The organism is Bradyrhizobium sp. USDA 372, assembly GCF_053629095.1.
Genome location: NZ_JBRJHR010000001.1, coordinates 7563063 through 7573994 on the forward strand (window position 1 = coordinate 7563063; position 10932 = coordinate 7573994).

Here is a 10932-nt window from a genome sequence, read left to right on the forward strand (position 1 = left end):
CGAAGCTTGCGCGGGCGCTATGACGACGCAGGAGCGCTGCGTTGAACAGGCGCGCTCGTTCCGGACAGCGTCGAGGTAGCAATCCATTGTGACACGGCTGCGATGTCGTCGCCGCTTTCGCGATAGGCGCGAAGCTGGAATTCCGCCGAGCTGCCGCGCTCCACGATGGTTCGGCAATGCTCGATCTCGGCGGAGCAGTTCAGTGCGGCTGCATCCTCCGCAATATCGTCGATCAGGCGAGTGAGCAGCTCCGAGATCGTCACCGGTCCGTCCTTGGAGGCGAAGATGCAGTCGGTGCCATAGCGCTGGGCGCGCCATTTGTTCTCGACCGCAATCGCGCGTTCGACTGCGGTGACCTCCCGGGACAGCTGAGGGCGCAGATAGAGATGCCGCGTCAGGCAGCGGTAGAGCGAGGCAATCGCAATCGCGTCGTCGACGAAGGTGCAGGTGTCGGGCGCGCGAAGCTCCAGGGTCGGATGCTTCATGGAAGGACGCATCGCCCACCAGATGTGGCTTTCGTCCGGGATCACGCCGGAGCGCTGCAACGCGCCGACATAGGCGTCGAAATCCTGCTTGCCCTCGAACAATTCGGGCAAGCCGGTGCGCGGCAGCTCGGAATAGGCCGCGAGGCGGTAGCCCTTCAATCCGGTCTTGTGCGAATTCCAGAACGGTGAGGACGCCGACAACGCGATGAACAACGGCAGGTGCGGCAGCATCGCCCGCATCACCGCCATGCGCTTCTCGGGATCCGGCAACTGCACGTGCACATGCATGCCGCACATCATGTTGCGGTGACCGATGCTGCGCAGATCCTCGATCATCTCCTCGTAGCGCGGTTTCGGACTGGGCTGGGACATGCGCCAGACCGCGCTCGGGTGCGTGCCGGAGGCCATGATCACGAAGCCGTATTGCGCAGCGACGTTTGCGACCTCGCGTCGCAGAAAGCGCAGCTCTTCGCGGGCGTCGTTCACGTCGACATGAACATTGGTTGCGACCTCGAGCTGCGATTGCAGCATCTCGCGCATGGCCTGGCCGCCGGTCGACCAGTTTGCCGATTCGAACAGCTCGTTGGGCGTGTGGATCGCGACCTCGAAGCTGCGGCGATCGGCGAGGAAGTATTCCTCCTCGATGCCGAAGGAATATTCCGCCGGATTGCCGCCGCCGCCGGCAGAACGGATGACGACGTGCTGCCTGTCCTCGGAGGGGGTGAGGCGCAGCAGCTTTGAAACGTCTGAAGCAAATGTCATTGGCCACCGGCGCAGTCACTTACCTGCGGGCGATAATCCGTCTGACTGTGGCCGGTTCCGCACCCGATGTACTGGAAATTGCAGGATCGAACGGAACAATTTTGACGGCTTCGGACGCTCGCGCGATCAGGGCGTGATTCGGCGGGACTTCCGCCCAGCTCGATTCCTTGTCGAACGGCTCGGAGACGACGATGACCTGCCCGCCGTCCTCGCGGAAGTAGAGCGTGTTGGCGGCATCGTTGACCGAGACGCGAAAGGCATAGAGGTCGCGGCCGTTGGCGATCGCGCTGGTAAAGCGCAGCCGTTCGCGAAGCCCACCTTCGTTGACCAAGCCGACGAGGGATTGCAGCACGGATTGCGTCGCGCCGAGTGGATCATGCTCGAGACCGGCCCCCATCATCGCCAGGAACACGGCTTCGGAGTCGGTCGTGCCCAGCCGGGACGGGTAATGGGCATCGGGAATCAGCGCCTCGACCTTGCGTCGCAGCCGATTCCAGCTGCCGACGAATCCGTTGTGCATGAACATCCGGTGTCCGCAGGCAAAGGGATGACAATTCTGCCGCGTCACGGCTGTGCCGGTGGCGGCACGCACATGGGCGAAGAACAGATGAGAGCGCAGATGCCGGCAGAGATAGCGCAGGTTTTCATCCGACCACGCCGGGCGCGTCTCGCGATAAAGGCCCGGCTCAGGGTGCTCGCCATACCAGCCGAGACCAAAGCCGTCGCCATTCGAGCCCGCCGTGGACTGAAGCGAGCGGATGCTCTGCGCAATCAGCGAATGCTCGGGTTCGGTGACATAAGGCTCGAACGAGGTGGTTTCGCCCCGGTATGCGATCCAGCGGCACATGCGGGTTCCTGCCAGTCGATCGTCGATTGACGTGTCGCGAGGTGCACCAACACGCGTCACGGCTGCATGGTTCCCGATGCAAGGGACTGCTTAACCAAAACCAGCAACGCCAATTCGATGCGGCCGCTGGTCGCAGCGGGATCGCCTTGATTCCGACAGGTCCACCTTTATCTCTGAGGCGAACAAGAATCCGGGCCCCTCTGGCGAGGACGCCGACAGACGTCGGCAAACCTCGTGATGTCGGATGACCTGTCCCGCGCGAATGCGATGGATCGGCCGATTGTCGGGCCCCTGTTCCTTCTCTCCGACCATTCGTCTCCATCGCAGCTCCGTGCGGCCATTTCGCAAGCAAAGGGAGCTATGATGTCTGACACCATAACCTCAAATCCGATCGAGATCACGGAGCCGTCCAGCCTGAACGAGCAGGCCGCGGCCGCGTTGGTGATCGTGGGCGCCCTGGTTGCGGTTGCCGACCGGCGCGTCTCGCCGGTCGAACGAGACGAGGTGATCCGTTTCATCAGGGATCGCAAGCTGGCGCCGCACATCGCCGACGAACGGCTCTGTGCGATGTTCGACGAGCTGGCCGAGCGGCTCGATGAGCCGGATTTTGCCAATGTCGTGATCGACACGCTGCGGCCGGTTTCGAACCTGCCGCTCTCGTCGCATCTGGTGGAGCTGTCGGAGCGCGTTGCCGCCGCAGACGAGGACGTGCATCCGCACGAAGTCCAGGCGATCAAATTGCTGCGCTTGCTGACGCTGGTGCTGCCGCGCGCCAAGCCTGTCTTGGAAAGTGCAGCGGGTCCCAAGCTGCAGGCCGCCGCCAAGGAGTAAGCATGAGCACGGTTTCGAACGAGCGCGCCAGGCAAACCGAGGGCACCACCGGCCAGATCGCCGGTGGGGACCCGCGCCTGGCCAAGCTCGTCGACCGCCTGCCGCCGCGCATGGCCGACACGGTGACATATCTGCTCAAGCCGTCGAGCCGCTGGGTCAGGATTCCCTCGGGCGCGCTGCTGGTCGTCGGCGGTGTGCTCGCCTTCCTGCCGGTACTCGGCGTCTGGATGCTGCCGCTCGGCCTCGCGCTGCTCGCCGAGGATGTGCCTGCGCTGCGCTCCTCCCGTTCAAGGGTCTTCGACTGGATCGAGCGCCGCAAGCCGCATTGGCTCGATCCGTCGGCATCGAAGAATGATCAAACATGACAGAATTTATCACCCCCGAAGCGCTGACCGCGCTGTTCCAAGTCATCCTGATCGACCTCGTGCTCGCCGGCGACAACGCTGTCGTCATCGGTCTCGCCGCGGCGGGCCTGCCGGCCGGGCAGCGCCGCCGGGCCATCATCGTCGGCATTGCCGCCGCCACTGCGCTGCGCATCGTCTTCGCCGGCGTCGCAACCCAGCTCCTGCAGGTCATCGGCCTGCTGCTCGCCGGCGGCGTGCTGCTGCTCTGGGTATGCTGGAAGATGTGGCGCGAGCTGCGCGAGCAATCCGCGCATTCGCGGCAACTCGCGTTCAGCCATGGCGGCGGCCCGGATGCTGCACCCGTGCAGCGAAAGACCTTCGGCCAGGCAGCGGTGCAGATCGTCGCTGCCGACGTCTCGATGTCGCTCGACAACGTGCTCGCAGTCGCGGGTGCCGCGCGCGAGCATCCCTACATTCTGGTGTTCGGCCTGTTGCTGTCGGTCGCGATGATGGGCGTCGCCGCCGATCTGCTCGGCCGCGTGCTCCAGAAGCATCGCTGGGTTGGCTATGTCGGCCTTGCCATCATCATTTACGTCGCCTTCGAGATGATCTATCGGGGCTCCCTCGAGCTCGCGCCCGTTATCGCGAGTCTCTGAGACGCATGCCTGTCTGCCATCCGGAGTGATCAATGACGTCTGAACCCAAAGCACCTTCGGCGCCGCTGCCGCCGGTCGGCCTGCTTCCAAAGCTGATCTTTGGCTCGCGCTGGCTGCAATTGCCGCTCTATGTCGGCCTCATCGTGGCTCAGGCCGTCTATGTCCTGTTGTTCCTCAAGGAGCTCTGGCACCTCGTCCTGCACTCGTTCGACGCGAGCGAGCAGCAGATCATGCTGGTCGTGCTCGGGTTGATCGACGTGGTCATGATCTCGAACCTCCTGATCATGGTGATCGTGGGCGGATACGAGACTTTCGTTTCCCGGCTGAACCTGAGCGGCCATCCCGACGAGCCGGAATGGCTCGGTCACGTCAATGCCAGCGTGCTCAAGATCAAGCTCGCGATGGCGATCATCGGCATCTCCTCGATCTCGCTGCTCAGGACCTTCATCGAGGCCGGCAACCTCGGCACGACGCGAAGCAATTTCACTGAGACCGGGGTGATGTGGCAGGTGCTGATCCACATGACCTTCATCATCTCGGCGATCGGCATCGCCTGGGTCGACCGCCTCAGCGAGAGCGGCCATCGCAAGGAGGCCGAGCACGGCTGATCTGGCCGCCCAAAGACCTCCCAAGCGGCCAATCCTGGAGCCCGCCTGATCATCCGGTCGGGCGGGTTCTTCTTTCGAGATCGATAAAATCGTCTGCAATCGGTTCAGCGCCGGCAAACGCTGCGGACAAGAAGCGTGGCGCCTTAAACCAGGCCTTTGGAACCGATCTGCATCCTGCCCGCAAAAGGGCAGGGCTATCGGCATGACAATTCTCAGGGAGATCGTCGCAGCGGTCGCGGGAGTCTACGCGCTCCTGCTGGTCTGTGACGCATTGTTCGGCGTCGGCGAGGCGCGCTTCGACGACGCTTATTTCCGCGCCAGCTTCTACGCACCGCGGCCGAAGGAGTTTCGGTTCGCGAGCGATACGCCGCCGGCGGTCCGCGTCAGCGACGCCTTCGCACAGTTCGCACCTAGCGAGGCCAAGCCGAACCGGCGCTACTCGTCGCTGACGACGATCATCCGCTAGTGGTTGATAATATCGGGCTGGGTCGGCTTGCTCCGCTACACCTCTCCCCAGCGGGGAGAGGTCGGATTGCGCAGCAATCCGGGTGAGGGGCCGCGGTAATTCGGTGAGACCGTAACCCCTCACCCGGATCGCATCTTTGATGCGATCCGACCTCTCCCTTCGGGAGAGGTGAACAAATCTCATTCCCCCTGAATCCATTCCGCGACGCCGCGCCAGAGCGTGTCGCGGTGCTCGGGGCGGAAGAAGCCGAAATGGCCTATTCCCTTGGCGCCGACGTCGGACGGTCTGACCGTCAGCACCTCCGGCTTGATCGCAGTGAACCCGCCCGTGAGCAGCTCGACCGCGGGGCGCGTCGCCCAGGGATCGTCGGCGAAGCACAGCGCCCGCAGCTCGCCCTTGAAATTCGCGAAATTCGCCAGCGCCGGCAGCTTTGAATCGAAGAGATAGCGGGGGCTCGAGACCCATTCGGTCCATTGCAGGAAGACACCCTTGGGCAGGTCCTCGCCGACACCGGCCCAGCCCGGTGCGTAACCGAGTGCATGGACCAGCGGCACGCCGACAAAATTCATGAAGGCGTAGACGCGGTACTTTTCCGGCGAGGTCATCAGCCGCCACGTCGCAGCCTGCGAGGCCACGAAGGCGGCGCGCGAGATCTCGGTGTTGTTGGCGATCAGCCCGAGCGCCTGGCCGCCGAAGGAATGGCCGATGTAAGCGAGCGGCAGGGCATGATAGCGCTCGCGCATCCAGCTGACCGCGGCGGTGACGTCGAGCGCGGCCCAGTCGGACATCGAGGCCTTGAAGCCGACCAGCGATTTCGGCTGGTTGTAGCCGACCATCGCCGGCAGGCGGGAATCGCCGATGCCGCGATAATCGTAGGTCAGCACCGCGCAGCCGCGATGGGCGAGGTAGGAGGCAAAGCCTCGATAGATCTTGCGCGGAACGGCGGTCGCCGAATTGATCAGGACGGCATGGCGCTTGGCGCCGCGCGGCAGGAACAGGGTGCCTGCCAGGGCATAGCCGTCGGTTGCCGGGAAGCTGATCTCGTCGATGAAAACGTCGTCCAGTGCCGCGTCCATGGCGGTCGGTGTCCCGTCGGATTCCTTAGCCGGCCCAAGCAAATGCGAATTCGGCTTTGGCAGCAAGGGTTTGCGCTGCGAAATGGATTTACAACTGGCGGGGCGTGGCCGGCCTGTGTATAAGGCGGCCCTCGCAACCCCTAGATCAGGTTGTGGTTTTTGCTTCACGGAGAGATTGCGATGTCCGAGCGGTGGACGCCCGAGTCCTGGCGCAGCAAGCCGGTGCTACAGGTGCCCGACTATCCCGACGCCAAGGCTTTGGCCGACGTCGAGGCGCAGCTGGCGACCTTTCCGCCGCTGGTCTTCGCAGGCGAGGCGCGCAACCTGAAGAAGGCCTTGGGCCGCGTCGCGGCCGGGGAGGCCTTCCTGCTCCAGGGCGGCGACTGCGCCGAGAGCTTCGCCGAGCATGGCGCCAACAACATCCGCGACTTCTTCCGCGTGCTGCTGCAGATGGCGGTGGTGCTGACCTATGCCGGCGCCGTCCCGGTGGTGAAGGTCGGCCGCATCGCCGGCCAGTTCGCAAAGCCGCGGTCGTCGCCGACCGAGAAGGTGAATGGCGTCGAGCTGCCGAGCTATCGCGGCGACATCGTCAACGACATCGCCTTCACCAAGGAAGCGCGCATTCCCGATCCGCAGCGCCAGCTGATGGCCTATCGCCAGTCGGCGGCGACGCTGAACCTGCTCCGCGCCTTCGCCACCGGCGGCTTCGCCAATCTCGGCAGCGTGCATCAATGGATGCTCGGTTTCCTCAAGGATTCACCGCAGTCCCGCCGCTACAAGGAGCTGGCCGACCGCATTTCGGACGCGCTCAACTTCATGCGTGCCTGCGGCCTCGATCTCGAGAGCCATCCGGAGCTGCGCGCCACCGATTTCTACACCAGCCACGAGGCGCTGCTGCTCGGCTACGAGCAGGCCATGACCCGCGTCGATTCCACCACCGGTGACTGGTACGCCACCTCGGGCCACATGATCTGGATCGGCGACCGCACCCGCCAGCTCGATCACGGCCATGTCGAATATTTCCGCGGCATCAAGAACCCGATCGGGCTGAAGTGCGGCCCCTCGCTCAAGACGGACGAGCTGTTGAAGCTGATCGACGTGCTCAATCCCGACAACGAGCCGGGCCGGCTGACGCTGATCGGCCGCTTCGGCTCCGACAAGATCGGCGAGCATCTGCCGAACATGATCCGCGCCGTGAAGCGCGAGGGCCGGGTGGTGGTCTGGTCGTGCGATCCCATGCACGGCAACACCATCAGCTCGACGTCCGGCTACAAGACACGGCCGTTCGACCGCATCCTGTCCGAAGTGAAGTCGTTCTTCGCGATCCATGCCGCCGAGGGCACCCATGCCGGCGGCGTCCATCTGGAGATGACCGGCCAGGACGTGACCGAATGTCTCGGCGGCGCCCGCGCGATCACGGACGAGGATCTCAACGACCGCTACCACACGGTCTGCGATCCCCGCCTCAACGCCGAGCAATCCATCGATATGGCTTTCCTGGTGGCGGAGCTGCTCAAGCAGGAGCGCGCCGGCAAGACCCAGCCGATTCCAGCCGCAGCGGGGCTGTAAGACCTTGCTGCGGATCTGGAAGGCCACGATCAATTCCCGCAACGGTCTGGCCTTTGCGTTCCGGTCGGAGCAGGCCGTCCGCGAGGAGATCTTTGCGTTGCTGTTGTCGGTGCCGCTGGCCTGGTTCATCGGCGCGACCGCGATGCGCGCGGTCGAATTGGTGTGCTCTGTCGCGTTCGTGCTGACGGTCGAGCTGCTCAATACCGCGATCGAGAAGCTCGCCGACCGGCTGACCATGGATCACGACAAGCAGATCGGCCGCGTCAAGGACATGGGCTCGGCCGCAGTCGGCGTTGCGCTCTTGATGACCGGTGCGTTCTGGATCATTGCCGTCATCGAGCGATTGGGGTTCCTGTAACTCGGGATCGGATGGGGCGGCCATGACCGAACGTTTCGACACATTCGCGGTCACGCTCGCCCAGCTCAATCCGACCATGGGCGACGTGGACGGCAATGCGGCCAAGGCGCGCGCGGCGCGGGCGCAGGCCAAGTCCGACGGCGCCGATCTCTTGCTGTTTCCGGAACTGTTCATCGCCGGCTATCCGCCGGAAGACCTGGTGCAGAAGCCCGCCTTCCAGGCCGCCTGCCGCGCCGCGATCGAAAGCCTCGCGCGCGAGACCGCCGATGGCGGGCCTGCGATGCTGGTCGGCACGCCCTGGGTCGAGGAGGGCAGGCTGTACAATGCCTGCGCGCTGCTCGATGGCGGGCGCATCGCGAGCCTGCGCTTCAAGTGCAACCTGCCGAATTATGGTGTGTTCGACGAGAAGCGGCTGTTTTCGCGCGGCCCTGCCGCCGGCCCCGTCACCGTGCGCGGCGTGCGCATCGGCGTGCCGATCTGCGAGGACATCTGGCTGGAGGAGTCCGAGGACTACGAGAACGTGGTCGAGACGCTGGCCGAGACCGGCGCCGAGATCATCCTGGTGCCGAACGGCTCGCCTTATGCCCGCGACAAGAACGACGTGCGCCTGTCGGTCGCGGTGGCGCGCGTGACCGAGAGCGGGCTGCCGCTGGTCTATCTCAACCAGGTCGGCGGCCAGGACGAGCTCGTCTTCGACGGCGCTTCCTTCGCGCTCAATGGCGATCTCTCGCTCGCGGCGCAGCTGCCGGCCTTCGAAGAGAGCATCGTCACGCTGCGCTTCAGCAGAAACGGCGACGACTGGCGCTGCACCGGGCCGATCGCCGAACAGCCCGAGGGCGACAAGGCCGACTACGCGGCCTGCGTACTGGGCCTGCGCGATTACGTCGCCAAGAACGGCTTTCCCGGCGTGCTGCTCGGCATTTCCGGCGGCATCGATTCCGCGCTTTGCGCGGCGATCGCGGTCGACGCGCTCGGCGCCGACCAGGTGCATGGCGTGATGCTGCCTTACCGCTACACGGCCGCACACTCCATCGCGGATGCCGGCGAGCTCGCCGGCCATCTCGGCGTCCGCTACGAGGTGCTGCCGATCGCGGAGGCCGTGACCGGGTTCGAGACGATCTTGTCCGGCATCTTCAAGAACCTGCCGCCCGATATCACCGAAGAGAATCTCCAGGCCCGCACCCGCGGCACGCTTCTGATGGCGATCTCCAACAAGACCGGGCTGATGGTGGTGACGACCGGCAACAAGTCGGAGATGTCGGTCGGCTACGCCACGCTCTATGGCGACATGAACGGCGGCTTCAACCCGCTCAAGGACATCTACAAGACGCAGGTGTTTCGGCTGGCGAACTTGCGTAACAGCTGGAAGCCCGATGGCGCGCTCGGCCCCGCGGGCGAAATGATCCCGCCCGACATCATCACGCGCCCGCCGACGGCGGAGTTGCGCGAGAACCAGACCGATCAGGACTCGCTGCCGCCCTATGACGTGCTCGATGCCATCCTGGAGCGCCTGGTCGAGCGCGAAGAGCCGCTGGATCATATCATCGCCGCCGGCTTCGACCGCGAGATCGTCACCCGCATCGACCATCTGCTCAACGTCGCCGAATACAAGCGCCGCCAGGCCGCGCCCGGCGTGAAGGTGACGCGACGGAATTTCGGCCGCGACCGCCGCTATCCCGTCACCAACCGCTTTCGTGACAAAGGCGAGCCGTTGCCCGCCGCGGATGAGGCGCTGGTGTCACGTGGCAGCACGGCGTCAATCGACGCGTTCGAGGGCTGAACTCCAGCTTGAGCACCGGCAGGCGCTACGACGGGGTTGCGAAAAACAGCACCCTCAGGAAGTGCGTGTATTCGGATTCGAGCACCATGATCGACACAAAAACCAATACCGCGACCGGCGGCAGCAGGATGGCATAGGTCAAGGCCAGCCGCTCCCAGGCCATGTGCATGAAGACGGCGACGATCAGGCCGGCCTTCAACATCATGAACAGCAGGATCAGCGACCACCTGAGATAGCCATGCAGGCCAAAGTAGTCGACGAGGTAGGAGCACGTGCTGAGGACGAACAACCAGCCCCAGACCACGAGGTAGAGCTTGATCGGGTGCTGTTGCCCCTTGGCGTGAACGGCTCCCGTTGCGATTGCGCCATGCGCCGGAGCGTGGAGCTGTCCTTCCATGTGTACCGCCGCGTTTGTCATGCGCCGACCTCACCAAAGATAGAAGAATGCGAAGATGAACACCCACACGAGATCGACGAAGTGCCAGTACAGGCCCGTGATCTCGACGATCTCGTAATACCCCTTGCGGCTCGTGAAGAAGCCGCGCCTCTCGACGTCGAAGTCGCCGCGAAAAACCTTTCGCGCAATGGCGATCAGGAAGATCACACCGATCGTCACGTGGGTGCCGTGGAAGCCGGTGATCATGAAGAAGCTCGCACCAAACTGCGGCGCACCCCATGGATTACCCCAGGGCCGGACGCCCTCCATGATCAGCTTGGTCCATTCGAAGGCCTGCATTCCGACGAAGGTTGCACCGAAGGCTGCAGTGATCAGCATCAGGATTGCGGTTCTCACGCGGTCGCGGCGGTAGCCGAAATTGACGGCCATCGCCATCGTGCCGCTGCTGCTGATCAGGACAAACGTCATGATGGCGATCAGGATCAGCGGAATGTGCTGTCCGGCGATGTTGAGAGCGAAGACCTCGCTGGGATTGGGCCAGGGTACGGTCGTCGACATCCGCGCCGTCATGTAGGAGAGCAGGAAGCAACTGAAGATGAAGGTGTCGCTGAGGAGGAAGATCCACATCATGGCCTTGCCCCAGGACACATTCTTGAAGGCGCGCTGATCGGACGCCCAGTCGGCGGCGATGCCGCGCCAGCCTTCAAGCCGCGCAGGCGATTGCCCCGGATTTGTCAGCACGGTCTCAGCCAT

General features: G+C 64.2%; 13 protein-coding genes. 8 read left to right on the top strand and 5 right to left on the bottom strand.

The annotated features are described in order from the left end of the window. Positions 1–17 precede the first annotated feature (17 nt). Positions 18–1247 (bottom strand): carboxylate-amine ligase, encoded by a 1230-nt coding sequence (locus AB7M16_RS35120; RefSeq protein WP_260383251.1) that lies wholly within the window; start codon positions 1245–1247, stop codon positions 18–20. A gap of 19 nt (positions 1248–1266) precedes the next feature. Next, a complete protein-coding gene (locus AB7M16_RS35125; protein WP_453946772.1) occupies positions 1267–2094 on the bottom strand; it encodes a class II glutamine amidotransferase in 828 nt (275 codons plus the stop codon). 363 nt (positions 2095–2457) lie between these two features. Between AB7M16_RS35125 and AB7M16_RS35130 the strand changes: the two genes are divergently transcribed. The 5 genes from AB7M16_RS35130 to AB7M16_RS35150 all read left to right on the top strand — a co-directional run bounded on the left by AB7M16_RS35130 (position 2458) and on the right by AB7M16_RS35150 (position 4999). Continuing rightward, positions 2458–2925: a TerB family tellurite resistance protein gene (locus AB7M16_RS35130; protein WP_453946773.1), complete on the top strand. Its 468-nt coding sequence runs from the start codon at positions 2458–2460 to the stop codon at positions 2923–2925. A 2-nt stretch (positions 2926–2927) separates the two neighbouring features. Then, entirely contained in the window at positions 2928–3290 is a 363-nt protein-coding gene (locus AB7M16_RS35135; protein WP_172788074.1) for a hypothetical protein, read from the top strand. Beyond that, a complete protein-coding gene (locus AB7M16_RS35140; RefSeq protein WP_212257351.1) occupies positions 3287–3925 on the top strand; it encodes a TerC family protein in 639 nt (212 codons plus the stop codon). The genes AB7M16_RS35135 and AB7M16_RS35140 overlap by 4 nt, the downstream gene beginning before the upstream one ends. A gap of 32 nt (positions 3926–3957) precedes the next feature. Beyond that, the gene (locus AB7M16_RS35145; protein ID WP_172788076.1) at positions 3958–4533 is read left to right on the top strand and encodes a TIGR00645 family protein; all 576 of its coding nucleotides are present in this window, start codon (positions 3958–3960) and stop codon (positions 4531–4533) included. 202 nt (positions 4534–4735) lie between these two features. After that, a complete protein-coding gene (locus tag AB7M16_RS35150) occupies positions 4736–4999 on the top strand; it encodes a hypothetical protein (protein WP_453946774.1) in 264 nt (87 codons plus the stop codon). Positions 5000–5178: 179 nt separating this feature from the next. Here AB7M16_RS35150 and AB7M16_RS35155 read toward each other — a convergent pair whose 3' ends face one another. Beyond that, positions 5179–6075 carry an alpha/beta hydrolase family protein gene (locus AB7M16_RS35155; RefSeq protein ID WP_453946775.1) on the bottom strand — a complete coding sequence of 299 codons (897 nt, stop codon included), beginning with the start codon at positions 6073–6075 and terminating at the stop codon, positions 5179–5181. Between the two features lie 180 nt (positions 6076–6255). Here AB7M16_RS35155 and AB7M16_RS35160 point away from each other — a divergent pair, with 180 nt between their 5' ends. Genes AB7M16_RS35160 through AB7M16_RS35170 form a run of 3 tightly spaced genes read left to right on the top strand, consistent with a single transcriptional unit; the run spans position 6256 to position 9782 of the window. After that, positions 6256–7644 carry a class II 3-deoxy-7-phosphoheptulonate synthase gene (locus AB7M16_RS35160; RefSeq protein ID WP_453946776.1) on the top strand — a complete coding sequence of 463 codons (1389 nt, stop codon included), beginning with the start codon at positions 6256–6258 and terminating at the stop codon, positions 7642–7644. A 4-nt stretch (positions 7645–7648) separates the two neighbouring features. After that, positions 7649–8002 carry a diacylglycerol kinase gene (locus AB7M16_RS35165; protein WP_027571653.1) on the top strand — a complete coding sequence of 118 codons (354 nt, stop codon included), beginning with the start codon at positions 7649–7651 and terminating at the stop codon, positions 8000–8002. A 22-nt stretch (positions 8003–8024) separates the two neighbouring features. Beyond that, complete coding sequence (locus tag AB7M16_RS35170; RefSeq protein ID WP_453946778.1) at positions 8025–9782, top strand: NAD+ synthase; 1758 nt, start codon at positions 8025–8027, stop codon at positions 9780–9782. Positions 9783–9807: 25 nt separating this feature from the next. On the opposite strand, the gene AB7M16_RS35175 is transcribed toward AB7M16_RS35170, so the two are convergent. Beyond that, a complete protein-coding gene (locus tag AB7M16_RS35175; protein WP_453946779.1) occupies positions 9808–10200 on the bottom strand; it encodes a cytochrome C oxidase subunit IV family protein in 393 nt (130 codons plus the stop codon). A gap of 9 nt (positions 10201–10209) precedes the next feature. Continuing rightward, positions 10210–10932, bottom strand: a complete 723-nt coding sequence (locus AB7M16_RS35180; protein WP_172788082.1) for a heme-copper oxidase subunit III family protein — start codon at positions 10930–10932, stop codon at positions 10210–10212.

Bases quoted from the DNA above. Each gene is read 5' to 3' on its own strand.
- AB7M16_RS35120 (WP_260383251.1), bottom strand. From the start codon at position 1,247: ATGACATTTGCTTCAGACGTTTCAAAGCTGCTGCGCCTCACCCCCTCC.
- AB7M16_RS35125 (WP_453946772.1), bottom strand. From the start codon at position 2,094: ATGTGCCGCTGGATCGCATACCGGGGCGAAACCACCTCGTTCGAGCCT.
- AB7M16_RS35130 (WP_453946773.1), top strand. From the start codon at position 2,458: ATGTCTGACACCATAACCTCAAATCCGATCGAGATCACGGAGCCGTCC.
- AB7M16_RS35135 (WP_172788074.1), top strand. From the start codon at position 2,928: ATGAGCACGGTTTCGAACGAGCGCGCCAGGCAAACCGAGGGCACCACC.
- AB7M16_RS35140 (WP_212257351.1), top strand. From the start codon at position 3,287: ATGACAGAATTTATCACCCCCGAAGCGCTGACCGCGCTGTTCCAAGTC.
- AB7M16_RS35145 (WP_172788076.1), top strand. From the start codon at position 3,958: ATGACGTCTGAACCCAAAGCACCTTCGGCGCCGCTGCCGCCGGTCGGC.
- AB7M16_RS35150 (WP_453946774.1), top strand. From the start codon at position 4,736: ATGACAATTCTCAGGGAGATCGTCGCAGCGGTCGCGGGAGTCTACGCG.
- AB7M16_RS35155 (WP_453946775.1), bottom strand. From the start codon at position 6,075: ATGGACGCGGCACTGGACGACGTTTTCATCGACGAGATCAGCTTCCCG.
- AB7M16_RS35160 (WP_453946776.1), top strand. From the start codon at position 6,256: ATGTCCGAGCGGTGGACGCCCGAGTCCTGGCGCAGCAAGCCGGTGCTA.
- AB7M16_RS35170 (WP_453946778.1), top strand. From the start codon at position 8,025: ATGACCGAACGTTTCGACACATTCGCGGTCACGCTCGCCCAGCTCAAT.
- AB7M16_RS35175 (WP_453946779.1), bottom strand. From the start codon at position 10,200: ATGACAAACGCGGCGGTACACATGGAAGGACAGCTCCACGCTCCGGCG.
- AB7M16_RS35180 (WP_172788082.1), bottom strand. From the start codon at position 10,932: ATGGCTGAGACCGTGCTGACAAATCCGGGGCAATCGCCTGCGCGGCTT.